Annotated in this window: 16 protein-coding genes; 5 read left to right on the top strand and 11 right to left on the bottom strand. The window is 45.8% G+C overall.

From position 1 onward, the window contains the following. Nucleotides 1-179 precede the first annotated feature (179 nt). The 10 genes from BLP85_RS05685 to BLP85_RS05640 form a co-directional block, all read right to left on the bottom strand. On the bottom strand, nucleotides 180-1,547 hold the full coding sequence (locus BLP85_RS05685; protein ID WP_092819163.1) for an ATP-binding protein: 1,368 nt from the start codon (nucleotides 1,545-1,547) through the stop codon (nucleotides 180-182). 30 nt (nucleotides 1,548-1,577) lie between these two features. Next, nucleotides 1,578-3,083, bottom strand: coding sequence for a UvrD-helicase domain-containing protein (locus tag BLP85_RS05680; protein ID WP_092819162.1), 1,506 nt, complete (start codon nucleotides 3,081-3,083; stop codon nucleotides 1,578-1,580). Between the two features lie 15 nt (nucleotides 3,084-3,098). Continuing rightward, nucleotides 3,099-3,881: a bifunctional phosphoribosyl-AMP cyclohydrolase/phosphoribosyl-ATP diphosphatase HisIE gene (gene hisIE / locus BLP85_RS05675; RefSeq protein WP_092819161.1), complete on the bottom strand. Its 783-nt coding sequence runs from the start codon at nucleotides 3,879-3,881 to the stop codon at nucleotides 3,099-3,101. Between the two features lie 248 nt (nucleotides 3,882-4,129). Next, nucleotides 4,130-5,209 carry a patatin-like phospholipase domain-containing protein gene (locus tag BLP85_RS05670; RefSeq protein ID WP_092819160.1) on the bottom strand — a complete coding sequence of 360 codons (1,080 nt, stop codon included), beginning with the start codon at nucleotides 5,207-5,209 and terminating at the stop codon, nucleotides 4,130-4,132. A 139-nt stretch (nucleotides 5,210-5,348) separates the two neighbouring features. After that, nucleotides 5,349-6,449 (bottom strand): hypothetical protein, encoded by a 1,101-nt coding sequence (locus tag BLP85_RS05665; RefSeq protein ID WP_092819159.1) that lies wholly within the window; start codon nucleotides 6,447-6,449, stop codon nucleotides 5,349-5,351. 64 nt (nucleotides 6,450-6,513) lie between these two features. Continuing rightward, the gene (locus BLP85_RS05660; protein ID WP_092819158.1) at nucleotides 6,514-7,977 is read right to left on the bottom strand and encodes a hypothetical protein; all 1,464 of its coding nucleotides are present in this window, start codon (nucleotides 7,975-7,977) and stop codon (nucleotides 6,514-6,516) included. A gap of 202 nt (nucleotides 7,978-8,179) precedes the next feature. Further along, on the bottom strand, nucleotides 8,180-9,799 hold the full coding sequence (locus BLP85_RS05655; RefSeq protein WP_092819157.1) for an ABC1 kinase family protein: 1,620 nt from the start codon (nucleotides 9,797-9,799) through the stop codon (nucleotides 8,180-8,182). A 12-nt stretch (nucleotides 9,800-9,811) separates the two neighbouring features. Then, nucleotides 9,812-10,498, bottom strand: a complete 687-nt coding sequence (locus BLP85_RS05650) for a ubiquinone biosynthesis accessory factor UbiJ (protein WP_092819156.1) — start codon at nucleotides 10,496-10,498, stop codon at nucleotides 9,812-9,814. 11 nt (nucleotides 10,499-10,509) lie between these two features. Next, nucleotides 10,510-11,454: a bifunctional demethylmenaquinone methyltransferase/2-methoxy-6-polyprenyl-1,4-benzoquinol methylase UbiE gene (gene ubiE / locus BLP85_RS05645; protein WP_092819155.1), complete on the bottom strand. Its 945-nt coding sequence runs from the start codon at nucleotides 11,452-11,454 to the stop codon at nucleotides 10,510-10,512. Between the two features lie 171 nt (nucleotides 11,455-11,625). Further along, nucleotides 11,626-12,327, bottom strand: coding sequence for an FFLEELY motif protein (locus tag BLP85_RS05640; protein WP_092819154.1), 702 nt, complete (start codon nucleotides 12,325-12,327; stop codon nucleotides 11,626-11,628). Nucleotides 12,328-12,532: 205 nt separating this feature from the next. On the opposite strand from BLP85_RS05640, the gene pap reads away from it, so the two are divergent. Continuing rightward, the gene (gene pap / locus BLP85_RS05635; protein ID WP_092819153.1) at nucleotides 12,533-13,951 is read left to right on the top strand and encodes a polyphosphate:AMP phosphotransferase; all 1,419 of its coding nucleotides are present in this window, start codon (nucleotides 12,533-12,535) and stop codon (nucleotides 13,949-13,951) included. A 44-nt stretch (nucleotides 13,952-13,995) separates the two neighbouring features. Here the strand turns inward: pap and BLP85_RS05630 are convergent, their stop codons facing one another. Further along, entirely contained in the window at nucleotides 13,996-14,502 is a 507-nt protein-coding gene (locus BLP85_RS05630; protein ID WP_092819152.1) for a hypothetical protein, read from the bottom strand. A gap of 183 nt (nucleotides 14,503-14,685) precedes the next feature. Between BLP85_RS05630 and BLP85_RS05625 the strand changes: the two genes are divergently transcribed. From BLP85_RS05625 to rpsO, 4 genes are all read left to right on the top strand, one after another. Continuing rightward, a complete protein-coding gene (locus tag BLP85_RS05625) occupies nucleotides 14,686-18,378 on the top strand; it encodes an exodeoxyribonuclease V subunit gamma (protein WP_092819151.1) in 3,693 nt (1,230 codons plus the stop codon). A gap of 8 nt (nucleotides 18,379-18,386) precedes the next feature. Beyond that, the gene (locus BLP85_RS05620; protein ID WP_092819150.1) at nucleotides 18,387-22,085 is read left to right on the top strand and encodes a UvrD-helicase domain-containing protein; all 3,699 of its coding nucleotides are present in this window, start codon (nucleotides 18,387-18,389) and stop codon (nucleotides 22,083-22,085) included. A 63-nt stretch (nucleotides 22,086-22,148) separates the two neighbouring features. After that, a complete protein-coding gene (gene recD, locus BLP85_RS05615; protein ID WP_171259656.1) occupies nucleotides 22,149-23,912 on the top strand; it encodes an exodeoxyribonuclease V subunit alpha in 1,764 nt (587 codons plus the stop codon). A gap of 963 nt (nucleotides 23,913-24,875) precedes the next feature. After that, nucleotides 24,876-25,145: a 30S ribosomal protein S15 gene (gene rpsO, locus BLP85_RS05610; RefSeq protein ID WP_005007057.1), complete on the top strand. Its 270-nt coding sequence runs from the start codon at nucleotides 24,876-24,878 to the stop codon at nucleotides 25,143-25,145. Nucleotides 25,146-25,246: the final 101 nt, after the last annotated feature.

Raw genomic sequence — 25,246 nt, 5'->3', positions numbered from 1 at the left:
AAAACAACATCGATTATTTTTGCGCACACACCCGGGTTGGTTGACATTTCATAAATACTTGCCTGACTTATTATACGCCCCTCTATGCTTGAGGGGCGTAGCGTGTTTAGCCAGATGCAATGCTGAAACTGAATTTTTTAAACATACCGGGTATTTTTAACACCTTTCAATCTTTTGTGTCAGGAAATAGGATGAGAGGAAGAGGTGTCATCCGGTTGTTGGATTAAGTGCAATAATTCTGCTTGTTGTTCTGGCGTTAAATGCTGCTGGATCTGCTCTAGCAGGCTTTGCGGGGTAATACTTTCTGATGCAGGCTCATTTAAGGCATCGGCTTCAATCACTTCCTCATTAAACACAAGATTTTCATAAATTGAATCAAATTCTTCCTTGAGCGGTTGCAATTGCATATCAAACAGCTGCTTATGTTCCAGTTTTAAACACTGATATTCGGCTGCATGTTCCAGTAATTCCATGCGGTTGCCGGTGGCAACAATTTGCAGGCGCGGAAACGCCTGATGCAGGCGCTGTAAAATCACTTGCGAAGTATTTTGATCGAGCTGGTGATCAATCGCGTCAATCAGCAAAATGCCATCGCCTTCCAGACAGGGATATAAACTTTTGGGATTGAGCAGGCACAAACGCCGTACAATATCGCCCACCAGGGCGATCCAGTTTTTAACACTATTGGAAAGTTGCTGATAAAGCATGCTTTTTCCCGCATAACTCACCATCAGCTGCAATTTGGGCTGATACTGCACATAAATATCTTCAAAATTGGGAAGAACGGTGCTGAGAGCCTGTTTTAAGGCATCCAGACTTGGCGCATTCATTTGCTTCTGGGCATTGACCAAGTGCTGTAAAAAATCTTTGTCTTTATTTTTCTGGATGGACGAATTGGTAATGAGCTGCTGAAACAGCTGCGCAATCTGGGCATTTTCAATATCGCTGATTTCACGAAACCACTCAAAGAAACGGCTAAAGGTGGTATAGGGAATGGTGGAAATTTCATAGGCATGTGAAGTCTGAAACACCACCGGATTATTTTTGCTCTGAATATTCATTTCATGGACAAAGCGTTCTGCCGGGTAATAGGCAATCAGGGGCAAGCCTTGCTGTTGATCGTGCTTCAGCGCGTTATGATAGAGCTCCACCAGATTGTCTAATTGCTGGGTTTCGGCTTTGCTGGTGCCAATGCCATGACTGTTTAAAGTTTTATAAATTTGCCAGTCACAGGTTGTCAGGGTCTTGTCGCCAGCTTCGCTAGCGGCATTTAAAGTCCCGATATCGGGAGGAATATGAACCCGAATATCAATTTTGGACTGCAGGCGGGTAAACATGATGTCCTGATCCAGCATCACCACACCGGCAGAACGCAGGTCTTTATAGCGGGCTGCAAACCAGGTCAGTGCCTGATAGGTAAATTTTAAAATGCCGGTCTTGCCGGAGCTTTGATCGCCCAGAATCAGGGTGATGGGCTTGTCATTAAAGTTCAGCTTGAGATCGGCAAAATGAAGCGCGTGTTTGAGTTGAATGGAGTCAATTTTCATAAAACACCTGCCTTGCATCCGAAGCGAAAATTATTCTCCCACAGCTTTACGCAGCGATACCGGCATCTGCTTTTTCAGCTGTTGTACCAGATCGTAAATGTGGTGAATATTTAAACTCACTTTAGCACGTGTACAGGCCACGTAAAGCAATCTTAACTCTTCGTCACTAATTTTATGGTCTTTTTCATTGACCTTAAATTGATAGTCATCTTCGATATGCACACGATCCCATTCCAGTCCTTTGGCTTTATGTGCGGTCGAAATAATGTAGTCAGCCTGTTCAATCGGGGTGATTTTGGCCAAGGCTCTTTTGAGGGGATCGGTTCCGTGATCATCCACCAGTTTCACCAAGGGTTTGATGTCACTGCCATCATTGGTTTCACAGTATTCATGTACATCGTGCCATGAATTAAACCAGGCCAGTTCCGGCACATCAGTCACGCGGCGACCCTGTTTCAGCATGCTGGCGGCATCGACAAAACGGTTTAATTTGACATGATCGGCCTGCAAGCTGACCTTGTCGCCATGCACCAGTCCGGACAGCAGCAGTTCCATGGCACGGGCATTGGTACGGCACAAAATTGCATCGCGCTGTTTGGTATGCGGTTTATTCACCACTTTAGAATTCAGCTGCGGATTGCCAAGCAAGGGCACGGTTTCATTTAATGCACCCAAAATGGCGTTGGCATTCAAGGCAATTTCTTCACCAAAACGGAACGAGGTGGTCAGGCGCGATTCCGGCAGCGGCAGCTGTTGCATGGCATTGACCGCACCACGCCAGGCATAAATCTGTTGATGGGCATCGCCGACATAAATCACCTGGGTATTTCTTTGACGCAGCAAAATTCCGAGCATCAATGGATCGGCATCTTGTGCTTCATCAAACAGTACATAGTCTGCTGGAATATTGGGTTCAGACAGCGCCCAGAGTTTCAGATAAATATCATGCCCAATACCGGCCTGATGATTGGGATCAATCGATTCCAGCCAGCGCCGTTCAATGGCGGGATATAAATGTTTCTGTAATTCTTCAATATCATCTGGATGTAACCAGCTCGGTGCCTGAAGGTGTCGCGGTGCCGGATATTGCGAACTGGTCGAGCAGAAATAGCTGACCGCATTGGCCACCAGACTGGCAAGACGCGACGGCATCATGACATATTTTTCATAACGGCCGCCCATCATCCGGCGCAGGGTAATCGGTTGCAGCCGATATTCCTTGGCGATAAAACTCGGACTTAAACGTGGCAGGCGAAGTTTGTCGGTGACGCCGCGTGGCACACTGCGAAAAGCCAGCGAGTGAAAGGTTCGGCAGTCGATGTTGCGATGAAACTTGCTTTGTGCTTCTGCTGCAATGGCCTTGTTAAACGCCAGATACATGCCACGGCGCTCGGGCATGGCATCACTGATCATTTGCAGGGTGGTGGTTTTACCTGTGCCAGCATAGGCAATCACCTTGAAGGAATTGCCCAGACGCGCATTATCTATGGCAAGTGCTTGCTCATAGGTGGGATTGGGCTTTTTAGCTACTAACACGGTAAAAAGACTGAATTAATGCTGACGATTGGCTTTTTCAACCAATCCGGATAAGCCTTGGCGACGAGCCAGCTCGTTTAATACCAGTTGTGGGTCAAGGTCAAAATAACCCAGCATCACAATGGTGTGGAACCACAAATCGGCAACTTCGTAGATCAGGTCGTTTTTATTGTCTGCATTGGCTTCAGACTTAAAGTCTTTGGCTGCGATAATGGTTTCAACGCTTTCTTCACCAATTTTTTCCAGAATTTTGTTCAAGCCTTTGTGATACAGCTTGGCGACATAAGATGAATCCGGGTCGGCTTTCTTGCGCTCTGCCATCATCTGGCCCAAATAGTCCAGTACTTCAACCTGTTCCGAACGGGCAGTCGAGGCATTCATGGCCAGGGTATGCGGGTTGGTTGATTTTTCAGCATAAATCTGGCTTGGATCTTTTAACTGTGCATCGACAATTTCCCAGCCATTTGCAGTCAATTTACGATAGAAACACGATTCACGACCGGTGTGGCAGGCAATACCGCCATGCTGTTCAATCTGCAAAATAATCACGTCGGCATCACAGTCCAGACGGATTTCATGCACAGTCTGGAAATGACCGGATTCTTCACCTTTGTGCCATAACTTGTTGCGTGAACGGGAGAAATATACCGCCTGATTTTTCTCGGCAGTGAGCGCCAAAGCCTCACGGTTCATCCAGGCCACCATTAGCACACGGCCGCTTTGATGATGCTGGGCAATGGCAGGGATCAGACCTTGTTCGTTAAATTTTACTTCATCGAGCCATTGCGCGTTGTTCATGAGAATTTCACCAAAAATATGTTCAAAATGGAAAACAGCGAATAAAAAATCGCAGCTGTATAGTGTACGTGATTAGCGGCTGTTTGAGAAAAAAATATACGCATGAACCTTTTGATTTCTGACTGAAAAGGTTCATGTGCTTTATTCACCAAGAGTTTTATAATATGCCAACCCTAGGAAAATCAGCTGCTTCATTCATCAAGCACCAAGTGAAGCCTCATCATCTATCGCTTTTCCTCTACTTGATTTTATAAGTCCTGCATAAACTGCGGAAAATTCTGTTTCTCCACCATTTCCAAAAACTCGTCTCCCAAGCGCTGGCTTTCTGCTACCGACTGATTCCACATCTGAATTCGCTGTTTCTGGTCCAGCCCTTTTAAAGTGAAATCTTTACGATCCGGCAAGCGACCGAGCGGTAGGGACGCTAAATACTCGGCAGAAGGGGAAAGCAATAAGGTGCGTGCCTGATTTTCCGGATTGGCCTTGCGTTTTTTCAACATCTTGTCAAACCAGCCCGGAGTAATGCTGTCGCTAAAATGCGGATACAGCACAATGCCTTGGCTCTGAAACGGCAGGTCAAGGTGATAGTCAATTAACCCTCCATCACGGTAACTGCCTTTCGGGGCATCGGGAATATCGCGGATGGCTGCCATCACGCCGGGAATAGAAGCGGAAGCCATTAGCCAGGAGGTAACATTGCTGAGATTTAGGGGCTGATAATGCGTGGTAAATTCATCATTGACTTTAAATTGTGTTCCCATCTCCGGCTGGCTGATCACCCGTTGCATAAACAGACGGTTGTGTTTGCGTGCCAAAGCATTGCTGCTGATGATTCCGGCCACCGATGCCATTAACGGCAGGGATTTGTCACTCTGGAAAATGTGCTGGGCTTTGACCGAGATGACGGTCAGGTGATAGTCGGGATGCTCAACCAGTTGCTGTTCTTTGCCTTGCACCAGATTGAGCAGCATGTCGCGACAAATCTTACCGACTTCCTGACGAGACATTTTTTTATGGAAATACAGGTTGGTATAAAGCTCTGCAAGGCGCTCCGTCCCTTCTTTTGCGCCCCAGGCCGTAATACTGGCAAAACGCCAGCTGCCAATGGATGAGCCAATCAGGGTTCTGCGCTGTGGTGCTTGTGCCAGGAAATTGCCAAAAATGGCTTGATCGAGGCCTTGAATGCCTATGCCTTTGGGACCACCTGCAGCACCGGGAACAATATCGACAAAATTTGCCTGCAAGCCTTCTTTTTCAATCAGTTGACGTACCAATTTGCCAGCACGGATATTTAATGAAGCAGGGCGTTTATGCAAGATTTGCGTCATGGCTTCTCATTAAAATATACAAATGTCTACTCATTTTAAGCGAAAACCAAGTGATCCCAATGGCGAGAAGTGTCCAAAGGTGACTTTGGAGTCATATAGGCAATAAAAAAGCCTGAAGGGCTCAGGCTTTTTTTGAGGCTTAGAAGGCGCGGTATTGAATGCCAATAGAAGCCAATCCATAGCGTTTGTCTAAACGGGAAGCAGTGACCCCATTATATAAGAAGGGTACATAGCCAATTAAGTTATTTTGGAAAATCTGACCTTGTAGGTAAGCTGTCAATTTAGGGGTAAAGTCATAACTGAACTTGGCCCCAATGGTATGATTGTCTTTAATCGCCTGATTGCCAAAATTAGCAACACGGTCATCAATATTGTCGCGCCACAGGCGTTGGTAGTGATAGGCAAGCTGGCTTTCAAATTGTTTATAGCGCCAGTTCCATGAACCGCCCAAGCCTGCATAATAAGCATCATAGTTAAGATCTTTTTGGACATCAAGATCAAATCGATCAGCATAGTTTGCAATATCAATATCCCGTACGATTAGACCGTCAATCAGGCAGCGACCACTGGGTGTTCCGGTTAATTGATTGTTCGAGTCAATATTGATATTGGCCTTACAATCGCGTCCATTGCCGGTCAAATGAACCATCAAGTCCAATTCATCCACTTTGACTTTGCTATATCCTAAAGAACCAAATAAATTCACTTGATTCATAAAGTCAATTTTATGGGTATAAATAGTATCTAGCTGAATTTGAGTGTCACGAGGATTGGAAACAACGACCTCATTAATTGTACGGCCATTCACATTGGTAGGGGAGGTTTTTGCTAATTCATCCGCTTGGTTGCCCCAGAAAGACAGTTTAAAAGCAAGATTAGATCGATCAGTCGAAAGACTTTCCGGAAAGTAGGTAATACCTAAGGCTCCAGAATCTAACGTATTGGTATCTTTTCTAAACTCAATTTCTCGACGCCAATAGCTAGCACTGATAGACCATTCAGGATGAAATTGATATTGGGCACTTATATGCGCACCGATATAATCTCCTGCGTCTCCTTGAACACCTTCGCTTTCTCGTAAATCTAAAAAGTCGACAGTATCGTTAACCAAATCAAGGCTTGCATTGGTCGTAAGCTTATTTTTAGCAGGCGTGGCTTGTAAAAACAAATCATCGGGTGCGGCATAAGTATGAGAAATAATGAATGCTGCAGAAATAAAAAGTAATGATTGATTTTTCAACTTGAATTACCCAATAGGAAGTGAGAGAAAAGCCAGTGATGATCACTGGCTTTTTTAATTATGATTATTGGATGACAAAGTAGCCTGTAGAAGTAAATCCACTAAAGACAGTTGCAGCTTTATTTGGAAGACCAAATGTACCCAGGTTCAACCCTAAGGTTGCAGAGACTGGATAAGTAGTTGGAGCTACAAAAACAGATACCTCAGCGTTTACCTGGTTGCTTGAGACGATCAAGTTTTTATAATTATTATACGGCTGACTTAAAATCGGGAAAGCTGCGACCAGATCTGTTAGGGCAATTGAATCACCTAGGAATTCTGTATCTTCCGCAACTTCAAATGAGCCTTTCGGTGCATTTGCTAGCGTAGTTTCAATTTCAATAATAGTGCCTGCAGGGATAATGATTTTGTTAATAGCAGTAGTATTATCAAACGAAACATTTACCTCGCTAATATACGCGGTCAAGGTTTCAGGCTGGCCATTTTGACCAATTGCAGCAGTAGCCTGGAAGCCTAATTTAATAGAATCGGTACCTGTAGCTGCTTTATTTAAATTGAATTTCACTTGTGCTAATGAATCAATTGAAGTCTTATTAATCGCCAGACGTTGAGTATTATCGGAATTGATAATACTTGTAATGTTATAGCCTGCTATTTCAAAGTTGTTATACAGGGCAGGAGTAACTTGCTCTTGAATTTCACTCACAATCGTAGGATTGCCTGCTAAGTATTGTTCTAGAGTAGAAGAGCCTGCTGTAGTCAAACTGGTATTAATAGTGGTTGTTACATTTTCTACTTTGGTTTGATTAGCTTGAATTTCTGCTTGAAGACTAGGTGAAGAAGTTGCTGCATTATTAAAGATAGTTGTAATAACAGCAGAGTCTACGCCTGAACCAGTCAGTAGAGGAGTTGTCGCGATGGTGGTTTGAACGGACTTAGCTGCTTCAGTTGTAGTTAAACCGGCATTCTCAAGCTGAGTTAAGATTTGTTGCAAGATAAATACAGCGGCTTTTTGTTGATTCGATCCTTCGGTAATTGGATCAAATGTCGTTATATCTGTAATTCCCTGTCCGTTTTTATCGTTAGCAAAACCCAAATTTGTAAGAATGGCTTTAAATTCTGCATCGGGTAATTCAGCTTGTAAGGTGGTAAGTGGGCTCGCCACAATTTCATTAGTTGAATTAGCTTGATAATTGATTTCTTTAACTTTCAATTGACCATCAAATGGAAGTTTGGTAACCGTATCAATACCGCCAGTGATAATGAAACCCGTTTCCTGACAGTTTTCTGTTGTGTTGAAAGTAAATTTACCGTTTTCATCTGTTTTCAGATCTGGATAGGCTTCTTGACAAGCAGGGTTAGTAAAATCAACATCTGCGCCAGCTACATAAAAATCCACAGCTGTACCAGAAATAGTTTTCGGCGCAAAAGGTGCTTCAGAACTCCCACCACCACCGCCCCCACCACAAGCCGCTAATAATGAAGTTGCAATTGCTAATGTTGTTAGTTTAAAAGTCTGATTGAACATAGTATTCCCTAAAGCCTAAGTTTTAGTTATGAGTGATGCTTAACTTTATAACAAAAAAATGGTTAAAAAATAAGTGAAAAAAACATCTAAATTGAACTAAATGCAACAAATCATTATAAATAATAATTGAATAATCACTTTAGATATTATGAAAAAATCAGCCCATCATAAACGGGCTGATATTATTTTTGAATAGGGAATCTTATTTCGCAATTCGCCAGACGGCCAGCAAGCTCGCCAGCATGATCAGAATAATAGACACATACCACGGTGCAATAATCGCAATCGATAGCAAAATGGCCATAATGCTGCCAAAAATCCAGCTGCGTTTTTGCTGATGTTCCATTTGCAGACGCATGCTTTGCAGTTCATGCAATTGTTTGGAATGCCAGGCGGACTGGTTTTTTAAACCATTCAGGCTGTCAATCATCAAACTTGGTAAATCCTGTGCACCCAGCAGAAGGTCAGGAATCTGCTGGCCGATTTCCTTCATGTTTTTCACTGGATTCATGTTGGCCTTGATCCAGTCAGTTAAAATCGGTTTCGCCAGTTTCCAGATATCAAGATCCGGGTAAAGGTCGGTACCCAAACCTTCTACATGCACCAGAGTTTTCAGCAATAACATCAGCTGCGGAGGAATTTCCAGATGGAAACGGCGGGCGATATCCATCACCTGAATCAGAATGCCAGCAAAATCCAGCTCACTCATGGGTTTTGATACCATTGGACCTACGGTACGACGCATTTCACGTGCCAGGGCATCCTGGTCGGTGCCTGGTGGAATCCAGCCAGCTTGGTGCACAATCTGAATCAGCTGCATAAAGTTGCTGTTCATGACCGCAAGTAACATGCGCGCGACAGTCATCTGGTCATGCTTGGAGAGCTCACCCATGATCGCGCAGTCCAGCGCAATAAAGCGCGGATTGGCCGGGTTGATGGTTTCGACAAATACGTTACCCGGATGCATGTCGGCATGGAAAAAGTTGTCACGGAACACCTGGGTGAAGAAAATGGTCAGGCCTTTTTCCGCCAGATCCGCACGATTCATGCCCATCTGGTCAAAAGTCGCCGTATCGGAAATCGGAACCCCCGTGATGCGTTCAGCCACCATCACATCTTTGCTGTCCATGTAGACTTCAGGCACATACATCATGCTTGAGCCGGTGAAATAATGGCGCATACGACGGGTGTTGTCGGCTTCCAGGGTCAAATCCAGTTCATTCAGAATGATCTGGCGATAGTCCTGAATAATCTCCGATAAATGCAGGGCACGTGCGGCTTCCAGGCGTTTTTCCAACGCTGCACCCAGCCATTCCAGAATTTTAAAATCTTGCAGAATTTGCGTGCGAATGTCGGGACGCGTAACTTTCACCACCACTTCGCGACCATCATGCAGTGCCGCAGTATGCACCTGCGCAATTGAAGCAGCGGCCAGCGGTTGGGCATCGAAGCGGGCAAACAGCGTATTGACATCGGCTTTTAGCGATTGCTGAATTCGTGTTTTAGCCACATTGCTGTCAAAGGGTTTGACCCGGTCTTGCAATAAGACCAGCTGCTGTAAGACTTCAGGTGGCATCAGGTCACGGCGGGTTGAAAGCAGCTGTCCCAATTTAATCGCCAGCGGCCCCATTTCTTCCAGAGCTTCTTTCAGCTTGAGCGGATTTTTACGTTCACGGCTTGACCATGCCGCAGGGTGCATGCGAATAAAATTTAAAGCATGACGGGCTTTTTCCGGTAATTCTTCCGCAGGAAACAACGTGTCGAGTCTATAGTGCGCGGCGATGCGCCAAAGTTCGAGTAAACGTGAAACGTGCGGAATCATAAATCTAATTACCTAATCTTGAGGTGAAGCAGGAGGTGTATCTAAAGCATCAATCTGTGCCTGAAGCTGTTGAATTTTGGCTTCAGCACGGTCTAAATTTTGATTGAAAATTCGGGTATCTTGTTGCAGATCATCCATTTGCCAACGTGCAGCAAATAAGCCTGTATCTTCTTTTAACGCATCTTCAGCAAAGAATAAATAACTTTCTAAAGAACGTTTTAAATGTTTCGGTGCCAGCTGGATTTTGCCCAGTTCATGGGCAAGGGCAGGGCCAACCCACGGACTTAAATGCGAAGCCAAATCCGGTTCAGCCTGTTGCATGATACGTTGGATTTCCTGTAATAACTTGTAGTCCCCTTGCAGCGGAATATTGCCGATTTCATCTGAAACCAGCAGTTTCAGCAGTTCAACGACATTGCCGACTTGTAAAGTCGCAGTGGCTTCAGAAATCTGTGAGCTGTTGGCTTCATAAGGCCGCTGTTCAAAAATCGAAGCAGCTTCAGTATGTCCAGTGGCTGTTGGCTCTAGGCGAACCTTGCCATCATCAAAGAATACATCTACAGAAAGCTGCGGTGAGGCAATCACCACACGCAGCATTTTGCCAGCCAATGCATTTAACTGGATACGGGTAATCACATCCAGATCAATCAAATGGTGAATCACACGTTCAACGGCACCCAGTGCCAGAATTGACCACATGAATGGGAACCTTAAAGTTTAAAACCACGGTGAACGGCAACGATACCACCCGTCAGGTTGTGGTAATCACAGTTCTGGAAGCCGGCATTTTCCATCATTCCTTTAAGCGTACGCTGGTCAGGATGCATACGGATGGATTCGGCCAAGTATTTGTAACTTTCAGAATCGTTGGCAATAATTTTACCCATGATCGGTAAAGCTGTGAACGAATACAGGTCATACAGTTTAGAAAATGGCTCGAATACAGGTTTAGAGAATTCAAGCACCAATAAACGGCCACCTGGCTTAAGTACACGATACATGGCAGCCAGCGCAGCATCTTTATCGGTCACGTTACGTAAACCGAAACTGATCGTCACCAGGTCAAAACTGTTGTCTGCAAATGGCTCCAGTGTTTCAGCATTGGCCAAAACGAAGTCCACATTGGTACAGCCGGCATCAATTAAGCGGTCACGGCCGACATTCAGCATCGATTCATTGATGTCTGAAAGAACCACATGGCCGGTCGGTCCGACTTCACGGCTAAAGACTTTGGCCAGGTCACCAGTACCGCCGGCAATATCGAGTACGTGCTGACCACGGCGTACGCCTGACATATTAATGGCAAAGCGTTTCCATAAACGGTGAATACCGAAGGACATCAGGTCATTCATGATGTCGTATTTGCTGGCAACCGAGTGGAATACTTCAGCGACTTTCTGGGCTTTATCTTCACTGCTGACAGTCTGGTAACCGAAGTGGGTGGTCGGACCGACATTCCCGGTATTGGCGCCACGCGGCAGATTGTATTTGGGTACTGAACCGGTCACTGGCGTATCGGTCAACTGTTGTTGTAAAGATTGTTGCTGACCTTGGGCAGTGCCTTGCGGAAGAGGCTCAGTTAAGAAAGGACTCACTTTGTCTGTATTTTGTGCCAGCTCAGAGGCAGAGGTAGGCGTTTGCTTTTCGTTAGACATTAGAGTCACTCCTAACATAAAAATAGGGTTAATGTTGCAGTGCTTGCATGATGACAGATTCTAGGACGTTGTACAGCAATCAGCATGCAATTGTTATGAATAATATACAGAAATCTGCTCTGTATTTTTTATTCACTGCTCAATTTGTTATTTCCATCACAACATAATTGACTAAAACGGGTGAGGATCGCCGGCATGAACTTTATGGATAATCTGACGTTCAACCGCGGTAAAATCCTTCACGAATTTCTCAGCTGACTTTAACGGTTTCATGGCCAAAAAGCCATCCTGCATAAATTCATACATAATGTCGAAATTATATTTGCTGGCTGCACCTTTACACATTTTAAATGCAGTCTGAACCATAAAAGAGCGCATGTACTTATCCAGGCTAAAACCCAGCTGGTCGAGTAAATCCAGCTGTCTTAAACGGGATTGCCCCTGATCAAGTTTAAGATAAGTCAAACGCATCATTTCATCGTTTAAAGTTTCGTGCGGATGATAATCTTCAAGGAGCTGCATCGCCACCTGTTCATCCAGCTGCACCGCCAAAATGGCCAAAGATACGCCTGATGTGCCTGTTTTCACTGCATTTTCAGGAATCAGCTTTTCAGCCTTGTGCGCATATTTCATCAAACGGGCAATCTGCTCAGCCAGTGCATCAAAATCCGGACCGCCATACAGACGGTTCAGGAAATACTCCGCCATCAACACATTCTGCTTTTCAGCAAACTGTTTGCTATGGGTGGCCTGCATGCGCTGTTTTTGCCAGGCCTGTACATCTTGCAGACGCCGAAAAATCTCAGGGTTTTGATGATAATTCAATTGATAATACAACTCTAAAAGATCATCTAATGCAGCCAGTTTAGACATGCTGTGTCTCTATTATTTTTTAGATGGCTAAATATTAGAGCGAGACGGACAAAGTCGCTATGACAAACAGCCAGAAAAATGATTTAAATTAAGTCAGTTTGCTAGAAAATGCAGCAATTATGAGCAACATAAACACTATGTGTTCAAATTCAGCCTTGGATTATGGTTGAATAGACTGAGATTTAGAATAAAGGACGGGGAACAGATGACACTGAAAAAAACAACAAATCCGCTGCTGGATGAAGATGAGCTTTCCCTGAATCTGATTGAAGCCCAATACCTGCTAAGAAATACTCGGGGTCAGAATAATGCCAAAAGTGTGCTGGTGCTGGTCAATGGCATCGAGCTGGCTGGAAAGGGCGAGGCAGTGAAGCAGCTGCGTGAATGGGTCGATCCGCGTTATTTGCTGGTCAAGGCCGATGCAGCCAACATGTTCAACAATCAACAGACCTACTGGCAGCCGTATGCAAATTCTATTCCTGCCGAAGGCCAGCTCATGGTGTTATTTGGCAACTGGTATAGCGATTTGCTGGCCACGGCTTTGCATGTGTCCAAGCCTCTGGATGAATCGCAGTTTGATGCTTATATTGCCGATATGCAGGCCTTTGAGCAGGACTTAAAAAATAATCATGTCGATGTGGTAAAAGTCTGGTTTGACCTGTCCTGGAAGTCCTTGCAGAAGCGAATGGATAACCTGGATCCCCATGAAGTGCGCTGGCATAAATTACATGGTCTGGACTGGCGTAATAAAAAGCAGTACGACAGTTTGCAAAAGCTCAGCCAGCGTTTTATCAAGGATTGGAACATCATTGATTGTGAGGATGAAAAAGCCCGTAATCAACAATTTGCACAGATCATTTTGGCGGCGATGAAAAACTGTCCAGAGCATGTGAGCGAAGTGAAAAGCAAATGGAAACCGGCGGCTGTTCCAGAGCTGCTTTTGCATCCTGAAAATCAGCCCACGACCAAGGAAGACTATAAAAAAGAACTGAAAGAACTGTCGGTAAAAGTAGCCGAGGCGCTACGTTTTGATGACCGCAAAGCCATTATTGTATTTGAAGGCATGGATGCGGCAGGAAAGGGTGGAGCCATTAAACGGCTGGTGAAAAACCTGGATCCGCGTGAATATGATATTCACAGTATTGCAGCCCCAGAACGGTATGAGAAGCGCCATCCGTATTTATGGCGTTTCTGGACCAAGTTGCAGACCAATGAAGACATCCGGATTTTTGACCGTTCCTGGTATGGGCGGGTGCTGGTAGAGCGAGTAGAAGGGCTGATCAGCGAGCATGCGTGGCAGCGGGCTTATGAGGAAATTAACCGTTTTGAAAAGGATCTGGTCAATAGTCAAACCGTGGTGATCAAATTCTGGCTGGCGATTAGCAAGGACGAACAGGCCACCCGTTTTAAAGCCCGTGAAGAGACGCCAAACAAGCGCTTTAAAATCACTCCGGAGGATTGGCGCAATCGGGAAAAATGGGATGCTTATTTGGATGCAGCCGCCGACATGTTTGAACGTACCAGCACCGATTATGCACCGTGGCATATTATTGCCAACGATGACAAAAATACCGCACGCTTAGAAATATTAAGAGCCATTTTAAAACAGCTGAGAGCCAATTAGGCTCTCAGCTGCAGGATGAATTTTTTATGAAATCGAGAGGGGGATTAACTCGCCATCTGGGCTTGCTGTTTTTGTTGAATGCCTTTGGCAATTTTGTAACAGTCTTCTACGTGAGCGCCTGCGACTTTTTTCATCACAATATAGCCTAAACTTGCAGCCACAATCTGACCGCCCAGAGGAATAAATTTGGTCACCTGTTTGGTGATGACCTTGGCTACCACATTGTTGAGGGATTTTTTCACTGCGGTACGGGCCACCACCAGGCCGGAAAATTCTACCCCACGTTTACGCAGTTCCTGCCAGTGCACTTGTTTGGTTTTGGGATCATAGACACTGATTTGTTCCGGAGCCAAACCAAAACGTGCATTCACTTCCGGAATGAGTTGTGACAAAATTCCGACATCGATGACCACATCCAGAAATGGAACCGGAATGACGGCTGCTCCTGCAGAGCAGTAAGCACGTTTTTTGACAAGTTCTAGGCATTCTGCCCGAATGCTTTCCAAGTTTAAATTAGGGTCGATTGTGTCTGGAGTTTTGTCTGTTTTCATCATGTAAATACCTTAAATTTCGTGTTATTTGTTCTATTCAACCATCATTAAGGTGTGAATTTCAAAGCATTTTTAAATTCAGCATCCACCTAAAAGTGACATAGACAGATGCCATTGTATAGTAAATAATCTTTATGCTTTTGTAGGCGTTTCATTTTTAAAAAATATTGGGGTAATTCAATAATGGCCATTCATGTGATTCAAAGTCAGCGTATTGATGTGCTGGTGCACGCCATGCTGACGACCGTGAATAAGCCTGCCACCACGCCTTTTCAGGTGCTGCAAACCCAACATTTTATTGTGCCTTCGCATGCGGTTGAAGCCTGGCTGACCCAGAAACTGGCCGAACAAAAAGGCATCAGTGCCAATACCCAGTTTCATCACCGGATTCGCGGTTTCCAGTGGTCCGCCTATCAATGGGTACTGGTCGATCAAAAAGAACAGGTACGTAAAGCCAATATTCCGCGAATTATTATCAAGTGGCGCGTGTTTCAGGCGCTGAAAGCCTTTATCCAGAGTGAACAGAATCCTTTACAACTCGATCATCCTTTGCATTCCATCGTCCAGCGCATTTATGACAGCGCTGACCGCCTGGAACAGGGCATCGAAAAACAGCTGAAAAAGCAGGGCATGCTGTATTGGGTGGCAGAGCAGGTTTCGCGCCTGTTTAGCCATTACATGGAATATCGCGGACATTGCCAGAAAAACTGTCCCGCGCAGATGTGCAGCTGTCCAACTAACTGGTTACAGGCTTGGGGACAAAATAAGGAACTTCCAATTGAGGACATGTTCTTTAAAACCAATAGCGACATTTCTGAATTTACCCTGAATCAGGCTCGTGAACTGGAAGCCTGGCAGCGCTGGTTGTGGCAGGAAGTGTTTCATCATGACTTTGAACAGATGCAAAGTATTGATGCCATGTTCTGGGAGGTTCTGGATAATTCCGAGACACGCAAGGCGGCATTAAAAAGATTGCCGCAACAGCTGGTGATTTTTACCTTGCTGGATTTGCCTCCCATGCAGCTGGCGTTTTTACGCCGTCTGGGACAGTATCTTGATATCTATATTTTGCACTATAACCCGTCACAGGAATATTGGGCCGACAGTGTCGATCCGAACTGGAAAGCACGCTATGACCTGCGGGTAAAAGAGCGCTTTATTGCCAAAAATCCTAAGGCCAGTGATGCCGATATTGAACAGTTTTTCCAGGAATTTACTTTAAATTTCAATGCAGAACAGCGCGAGTCGCGTCATCCTTTGTTGACCCGTTTTGGCAAGCAGGCGCGTGACCACTTCTCCCTGTTATCAAACTTGTCGTCGGGGGAAGATGGGGTCTGGGCAGATGCCTTTATTGATGAATATAAAGCGAATTTACTTGGTAAAATCCAGTCCGATATTCTATATCTGGTAGAACCAGAGCAGCATCAATATGTACTGGATGAACAGGATGATTCGATTCAGATTCATGTCTGTCATTCCAGCTTACGCCAACTGGAAGTTTTAAAAGAACAGCTGATTCACTGGCTGGCACAGGGCACGAAAGATGCACCGCGTCGACCAAGTGATATTCTGGTCCTCAGTCCAAGTCTAAGCGAGCTGGAACCGCTGATCCGCAGCGTATTTGCCCCGCCGCCGAGTGAACGCGACTTGATTCAGCAAAAAGCGGGCAGTAGTCATCAACTGTCCAGAGACAGTGTGTATCTGCCGATTCAAATTGCCGGCGTGGCCCAGCTGGATGCGTTGAATGCCTGGCGAGCGGTACTGGGCCGGATTGAACTGGTTCAGGGGCGTTTCAGCATTGAAGATTTTGCCGACTGGCTGAGCCTGAATGCGACCCAGCAGTGCTATGGCTTAGAGGTCAATGCCATTGAACGCATCACGGAGTTGCTGATTGCTGCCGGCTTTAAACGCGGACTGGATGCGCAGCATTTAAAGCGTAGCCTGTGCGAAGGCGATGAAGATTATCGTTTCAGTTTTAAATTTGCGCTGGATCGCCTGGCCTTGGGAATTGCCATTCCTGAGCATCGCCTGTTTCAGGGCACGCTGAGTTTTGCCCAGGTTCTGCCCAGCGATTTTGAGCTGATTGGCAAGCTGATCCAGATTTATCAGGATTTTGATGCACGCCGGGACTGGATGATTGCGCATGAGCAAGGCCAGAATGTAGCAGTGGAGCAATGGCTCAAGCGCCTGATGCAGGATATTGCCGAATTTGAAGAAAGCGGTGTCGAGTCTTTATCGAGCGTGTATAAAATCATCAAAAAACAGGAGCGAATGCTGACCCTGGCCAGTTTCTATGATGAGCACGATCATCATGCCTTGCGCAGTTTAAGTTTGCCTCTGCCTTATTTGCTGGCAGAAATTAACAACACTTTAGAAATGCGGCTGGACCATGCCGAACCGACCGGGCAGATTACCTTTAGCCAGATCGGACAGATTCGTCCTGTACCATATAAATTGATTGTGATGCTTGGACTGGACAGCGGCAAGTTTCCCAATCGTAGCCAGCATTTGCCTTTCGATTTGATGGATTTGCTGAAGCCCCAGCTCGGCGACCGTTCCCGTCTGGAAGATGATCAGGGCGCATTTTTAGACCATCTGCTGCTGGCTCAGGACAACCTGTGGCTGTTTTATAACGGCTTTGACATTAACGATGGAGAAGTGCGTGATCCCTCCACCGTGGTGCAGGAACTGGTGCAGCATCTGGCTTTTATCGTTCAGAGCAAACAAGCGGACAACCAAACTGATGCCACTGTAGAGATCAATGGCGTGGAAGTGCCAGAGCAACTGCGCTCACTGTATCATGTGCACCCTTTATTGCCTTTTGATCCGGTGGGATTTGAATCGGCCCGACCGGTGCGTTATCAGGACCAATGGTTCTGTGTGGCGGGACAGATTCGGCATGCCAGCGGACAGCGTTCGTCATGGGTGAATACGCCTTATCAGCATCTGCAGCAGGATGTCTTGGTGCTGGACAGTCATCAGTGGATTCAGGACGTCACTTTCCCGGCACGTTTATATTTAAAAACCTTGGGCGTGGAAAATCTGCATCCTGAAGATCTGCCTGCCGTACAGGAACCCTTGTTGCTGGATGGTTTGGGGCGTTATACCGTGCGCCAGTTCCTGCAAAAACAGCAGGGTACGGCACAGCCTGAATTGCTGATGGATCAGCTGCCGATAGGCAAACTGCAACAAAGCAGCTGGCAAATGAGTGTGGTTGAACAGCAGCGTTTAAAAGACCGCTTGCTGAAATATGCCCCTGAAGTGACCCCGACCACACAGCAAGTGTGGAAGGTGAATGATCATGTGTATATGAACATTCATTTACCGAAAAACAGTGCAGAAAAATGGGTCAGCCTGGATGCTTCAAGCGCGCGTGCCAAGCGTCGTGCCAAAGTCTGGCTGGAATATCTGCTCTGGCTGGCCTATCTGAATTTAGGGAATGGCGGTGAAAAACTGGCGCGGATTGTGGTGTTCAGTGACCGGACCATTTTATGTCATGGCGTGACCTCGAATAAAGCCCGTGAATGGCTGAATCACTGGCTGGCCGCCTGGAAATATGGGCAAAGCCAGCCGTTGGTGTTGCCAGCCGCCTTGCTGCTGAAAATTGCTGAAAAAGATAAAGAACATGACTGGCAGCCGAATGAACACAACCAGATGTGCATTGACGATATGGATGTGATCTATAAAGACTGGCATGAAGATGGCAAGTTTAGCGGTTTTTCGGTGACGGATAACGAAGCCACCCAAATGCACCGCGACTGGCAGTTTATTTTACAGGAACAGGATGCCACCGCCTTGCTGGAAGATGCCTGCGCACAATTTTCCTATCAGCTCTATCAACCGGTGTTTATGCATCAACAGGCCATTAAAGAATAAAAAAGAATATGAACCATCCTCAAACAATACACCCAATGTCGTTTAACCCGATTGTGGACATGCAATTCAAGGGCTTGCACTGGATTGAGGCTTCAGCCGGTACAGGCAAAACTTTTACCCTGTCCAGTCTGATGGTGCGGATTTTTCTTGACCCGTATCTGCCCAATCAGGTTATTGCCACCACCTTTACCCGTGCCGCCGCCGCAGAGCTGAAAAACCGCATTCGGGCACGTCTGGTGGAAACCCTGCGTTATTTCGACAGCTGTCAAACCCTGACCCAAGCGGAGCTTCAGGCCAAATTAGCAGCTGAATCCGATCCTTTATTCCAGAAAGTTTTAAGCGAGTATGTCACGCGAGTGGATTTTGCCCGGGAACGTTTAAAACTGGTGATTGACCAGCTGGATGAACTGTTTGTCGGCACATTGGACAGTTTTAGCCAGAAACTGTTGCGCGAATTTTCCTTTGAAAGTGGCAAGATTGAACGGGCCGATATTACCGATGATGCCAAAAGCTATACCTATCAGCTGATTCATGATGTGCTGCGTGAATGGATTCAGTTGCAGCCGCAGAATGTGGTGGATTATCTGCTGCTGAATCAGAAGCTGAAGTCGCAGGAGGCCTATGTGCCGGTGGTGGAAAATAGCCTGAACTTTGCCTCGGCACAGTTCCAGGAAGTCATGCCGCCAGAGCTGGATTTAAACCGGTTTGAGCAACTGGTGGATGAATTTATTCAGCTGGATTTAAGCCTGATTGCTGGCCTGAGCGATTATTATTCGGCAGAGGGACAATATCATTCCATTATTGGCAAAAAATGGCGTACCGATGGCTTGATGCAACGCAGCTTGTGTGACGATTTACCGGCTTTTATTCAGGCTTTGGCTGAACAGCGCTGCTATGCCTTATTTGCCCCGCATTTTGAAACCACCCTGAAAAATCTGACCGATCTGGCAACCAAAAAGGTTCTGAATAAATGTGCAGAAGAGGTGTTGCATCAGTTTGAACAGCATCCGGTGATGCAAGCGCTAAAAAGTTTTTGCGAGGCTTTGTCCCAGCTTAATCTGGATCTGGACCTGCTGGATGCCTATTTGAAATTTTATTTAAGTCGCGAAGTCAAAAAACGCTTGCCGCAAGTGCTGCAGCAGAAAAGCGAAACCACTTTTGCCCAGCAAATCCGTACCCTTTCAGAAGCCTTGCAAGGCGAGCAGGGGCTACGCTTTGCCAAGTTTGTGCAGGCGCGTTATCCCTTGATTCTGGTGGATGAATTTCAGGATACCAATCAGGATCAAGACAATATGCTGGCCCGGATCTGGCGCGACCAGAAACGCTATATGCAAGGCTGCATGATCATGGTCGGTGACCCGAAACAGGCGATTTACGGTTTCCGTGGCGGCGACATGCTCACCTATAACAAAGCCCGTGCCGATGTGCTGTCCAAACAGGGACGGCAATACAGCCTGCGCCACAATCACCGTTCGGTTAAAGTGCTGGTGCAGGCTGTGGATGCCCTGTTTCAGCGACAAATGGACTTTGGTGAAGAGGTGATTTATAGCCCGGTTGAAGCCGGTTCGCGTCCCCATCCGGCACTCATCGATGCACAGGGTGAAAATCATCAGCCGCTGCGCTGGTTATTATTGAATGATAAAAAGCATGAGCCGCTGCAGGTGGCCTGGAAAATTCGCGACTTACTTAATCAGGGCATTGCAGAAAAACTCTATCTGGCAGAAAAAACCGGTCCCAGATACCTGACTGAAAATGACATCGCGATTTTATCGAAAAACCATGACGGTCTGGATAAAGCCCAGTATGAACTGGAACGTCTCGGTATTCGGGTTAACCGTCCTTCCAAGCGCAGTGTGTTTGACCATGCAGTTGCCAAGGATGTGGGGGCGGTACTGGCAGCCATCATGCATCCGTATGACGAAGGCAAAATCAAGCGCGCCTTGCTCAGCCGTCTATTGGGTTTCAATTTGCAGCAATTGATACAGCTGGAAGCCCAGGCCGATGGCTTGAGCCAGTTCATTTACGACTTTGACTGCATTCGGGAAATGTGGCTGCAAAAAGGCTTTTTAACCGCGTGGCAGTATTGTCTGAATTTATTTCAGGTCTGGAAAAATCTGGTCGCTACCCAAAGCCGTGATAATGAACGCAGCGTGGTCAATCTGCGTCATCTGACCGAATTATTGTGTCAGCACAGCGAACAGTATCAGGGCGCGCAAAAGCTCTATCACTGGTATCTGAAACAGCTGCAATCTCCGGCGGAACGCGAGTGGGAACTTGAACGCAAACTGTCCAACGAGGCCGGGGTGCAGCTGATGACCATCCACCAGTCCAAAGGACTGGAGTTTAAAATTGTGTTCCTGCTCGGGGCGGATAAAGATTTTCGGGAAATGAACAAGACCCTGAACTTTTCCACGGTCGAACATGTCCATCCGGTAACGGGTAAAGTGGACATACAGCGTGTGGTGGCGGTGAATGACAAGAATCTGCTGGAACAGGCCGCGATTGAACAGCACAATGCCCGTGCCGTGGCAGAGCAGCATCGGCTGTGGTATGTGGCCCTGACCCGGGCCAGCCATCGGGTCTATGCCCTGCTGCAGGATCAGGAAGGCAAGTCCAGTCATGGTCTGGCTTTCTGGCGTGGGCAAGACTTTGCGCATCCTGCCAGTGCTGAAGAAGCCTTGCTCCATGAAAGACCGCCCAAACTGCAAGCCAGGCAGCAGGAGCTTTTGCCTTTACAGGCTTTGCAATTTCCTAGTCAGCGCTTTTATCCACGTTCCAAAACCAGTTTCAGTGCCTTGGCCCAGCATTTAAGCCGTAAGCAGGCCATGGATGCCTTGGCGGTGAATACCGAACAAATGCCGAGTGCAGCAGATGAAATTCATGTCGTTGAGCTGCTTGAAACTGTTGCCCACCAACCGCTGTCCTGGATCAAACGCAATTTCCCGATGGGCACCGTGGCGGGAACATTTCTGCATGAAATTTTTGAACATATCGATTTCCAGGACCAGCAGGATTGGCCTTTAGAAATTCGCCGTCGTTTTAAAAATGATTATCCCGCTTTATGGCAAGAACTTTTGGCAAAATATGAGCAGGAGTTTCAGCAGGTGGATGAAGAACAGCTGATTGGCTGGATGGGTGAATGGCTAGCCGAGGTGTTAACAACGCCTCTGCATCAGGATTTTCAGCTCAATCAGCTGAATGAACATGAATATCTGGCCGAATTTCCCTTTTATCTGTCCCTGTCGGACCATGTCCTGGCCATCCAGCGTATCCATCAATTGTATGCGGAACATGGCATTGACATGCTGGATTTTAACCCGGCCAATTCGGCACGCTATCTCACCGGCTCCATCGATTTGGTGTATTTTGATGGCCAGCACTATCATATTGCCGATTATAAAAGTAACTTTTTAGGCACCGATCAGTCGCATTATCTGGAGGTGGAAATTCGGCAGAGCATGTCGCAGGCCAGCTACTGGTTACAGGCCGGTTTGTATCTGGTCGCGTTGCACCGCTATTTAACAGTCCACATGCAGGACTATGACATTGAAAAACATTTGGGCGGCGCAAGTTATCTGTATTTGCGCGGCATGAACGGACAGGCGGAACAGGGCTTTTATCACTGGAAGCCGGAGGCCGAATTTATACTGCGGCTTGATGCGATTTTAGGCTGTTTTGCTGAAGATAAAAGCAGCAAAATTGCCTGATTTGTCAAATTTAATGGCTTGTAAACAATAGATTAAGTTGTGGATAACTTTGAGGATAACTGTGTGGAAAATAAACAATATAAAGATGATCAAAGCGCTGAATGGATCAGCACTTGGAGTCGGTTTATTCGCCAGCAGCCGTTTAGTTATGCGCCACAGGACGAAAATAGTAGCGACATTATTCAACAGGTTCTGGAAGCAGTTCAACAAGGCGACAGTTGTATTTCTGCAACTCAGCAGCAGGCGGATACACTGCATGATTTAGTGGTTTTGGCTGAAAATGTCGAGCAAAATATCGCCCCCTTTGTGTTCGATCAGCAGCATTTGTATCTGTACCGTTACTGGGCGATGGAACAGTCCCTGGCTCAGCAAGTGCTCCGTCTCAAACAGCAAACTATTCCCGCTGTTGATCTTGCCGCTTATCCAGATTTATTGACGGATGAATATCAGGTTCAGGCCTTGCAGATGGTGGCGAAGCAGGCACTGAATATCATTACCGGTGGACCCGGAACCGGAAAAACCTATACCCTGGCGCGAATTATTGCCGTGCTGAATCAGGCCATGCCAAATATTCGCATTGCCATGGCAGCACCGACCGGTAAGGCTGCACAGCGCATGAAAGAAGCACTGCAAAACTCACTCAATGATGAAAAACTGCAAGACCTGGTGACGGATGAGCTCAAGCAGCTGAACCCCATTACCATTCACCGTTTATTGGGGTTGGGAAACAGTTATCAGCCACGTTTTCATGCCCAGCAGCCTTTGCCCTATGACGTGATTGTGGTGGATGAAGCCTCCATGCTGGACTTGAGTTTGGCCAATATGTTGCTGTCGGCCTTACCGGATCAGGCTCGCCTGATTTTACTGGGCGATGCTGACCAGCTGGCCGCAGTGGACGTGGGAGCCGTGTTGGCCGACTTACAAAATGTCCCGGTTCTGGCTGAAAATCGTGTTCATCTGGTGAACAGTCGCCGTTTTAAAGCGGGGGCATTGATTGGGCAAATGGCCAAATTTATTCAAGAGCAAGAATCCAGACTAAACGCTGCAGCATTACTCGAGCAGTTTGCCAAGCAAGTGGTTGCTCCGGGTGAAATCCGGGCGGTGTCCTTGCAGGCTGAAATGGCCGATCAGATCCAGCTGGAATATCTTCCTGCTCATTTGTCCAGGCAATTTGACCGGACAGCGTATTACGACAAACTGATGTTGGGCTACCAGCCTTATATTGAAGTGCTGAAAAGCTATTTAACCGCTGATGAACCTGAGCTTTGGGTCGCTCAGGTGGTCAAGACCTTTGATGATTACCGGATTTTGGCGGCTATTCGCCATGGTGCCTTCGGTTTAGGCCAATTGAACCAGCAAATTGAACAGCGTTTACTGGAGGCTTTATCGCTACTGATGAGCAAGCAAGGCGACTGGTATGTCGGTCGTCCGGTCATGATGACCTATAACGATTATCAACTGGGCTTGTCGAACGGAGACATCGGGATCTGTTTTAAGCGTAGCCGAGATGGACAGTCACAGTTTGAGGTTTATTTCCCGAGTCTGGAAAAATGGGTGCCTGCAACCCGCTTACCGAAAAGTATTGAAACGGCATTTGTACTGACCATTCATAAATCACAAGGTTCGGAATTTACTCATACCGCAGTGGTGTTGGATGAGGCTGCGAAAAATTTGCTCAGTAAAGAATTGCTGTATACCGCAATTACCCGTGCCAAAAAAGTGGTGAGTGTGCTGGCTGATCAAGAGACTTTTGTACAAGCCTTAACCATTAAAACCATAAGAAAAAGTGGTGTGTTAGATAAAATTAACAATTCACTAAATTGTTAATCATAAATGAATAATCCGGTTTTTTGTACGAAATTACTTACAACGATTCGAGAAATTGGCGCATAGAGCTTTAGGAATGTTTTTGAGATGATTGCTGCACATAAAAAGCTCAACACGGAAAGTTGAGTAAAATCGCCATCATATAATAATAATGTCGAAAGACAGCGAACTTACAATGAAGTAAGGATAAAGAGGAAACTTACAGCCGCTAAGCCTTGTAGTTTTGGGAGAGACTACAGGGCTTTTTTATATGCATAATTAGGTGATTTATTACAAAAATGATTGGCTGAAATGAACACTATTAAATGATTGTGGTATAAGTCAAAATAAAATATGGCAGACAGGTGCGCTTTTGTATAAGTTAAATTTTTGTTTTATTTTAAGTGTTTGATTTAATTGCATAAGGCAGGTTTTTGGGGTTGTGTGGAATATAAAAAATAATAATTAGTGTACGAAAATACTTACAAGTAGATACGAGAAAGTCGACTTTTTTACACAATGTTTTGTGGCAGAATCTACCACATAAGGAAGTAAAGCTTTACACACGGAATGTTTATAACGATAAACGCGAAAAGCGTAAATTATGACTATAAATAAAAGAATAATAATTAAAACATAAGAAACTACAGCGCAAAAAAAAGCCCAAGCCCAGCTTGGGCTTTTTTCTATCATCCATCCATAAGAAAAAATCAAAATAGGTGTTTTTCATCTGTAACACAGTTTTCCCGGTTTTTTGAATGAACGTTAACAGGCTAGGTATAAATTCAAAGTAGAATCAAAGAAAGGAAAAAAATAAAGCTTTTTCAATCGATTGATATAAAAAGATGAAAAGCGGTTTCTCTTTTTGCAATCCCCCGGATTTTCCCTTAAAATAACGCACTTGCTGTAGTGATGCACGGCAGTCAATTGAGAAATCAATTGATTTCTATCAAATGTAATTTTTAAGCATCTCGGAGAAATCGAATGGCTTTAACAAACGCAGATCGCGCAGAGATCGTTGCTAAATTTGCTCGCGCTGAAAACGACACTGGTTCACCTGAAGTTCAAGTAGCTCTTTTAACTGCCCAAATCAATGATTTGCAAGGTCACTTTAAAGAACACAAACACGACCACCATAGCCGTCGCGGTCTTATCCGTATGGTTAACCAACGTCGTAAGCTTCTTGACTACCTTAAAGGTAAAGATGCTACTCGTTACAGCGCTTTGATCGCTGCTTTAGGTTTACGTCGTTAATTCGATTAAACTTATTTTTTCGGACTATTGCATGTTAAATGCCGTATTACTGAAAATTAAGAATATACCTGGCTTTGGTTAGGTAATGGGGAAGGGGCGAT

The sequence above is a fragment of the Acinetobacter kookii genome, assembly GCF_900096895.1.
Taxonomy (GTDB): domain Bacteria; phylum Pseudomonadota; class Gammaproteobacteria; order Pseudomonadales; family Moraxellaceae; genus Acinetobacter; species Acinetobacter kookii.
This window is presented reverse-complemented; position numbering and strand designations above follow the sequence as displayed.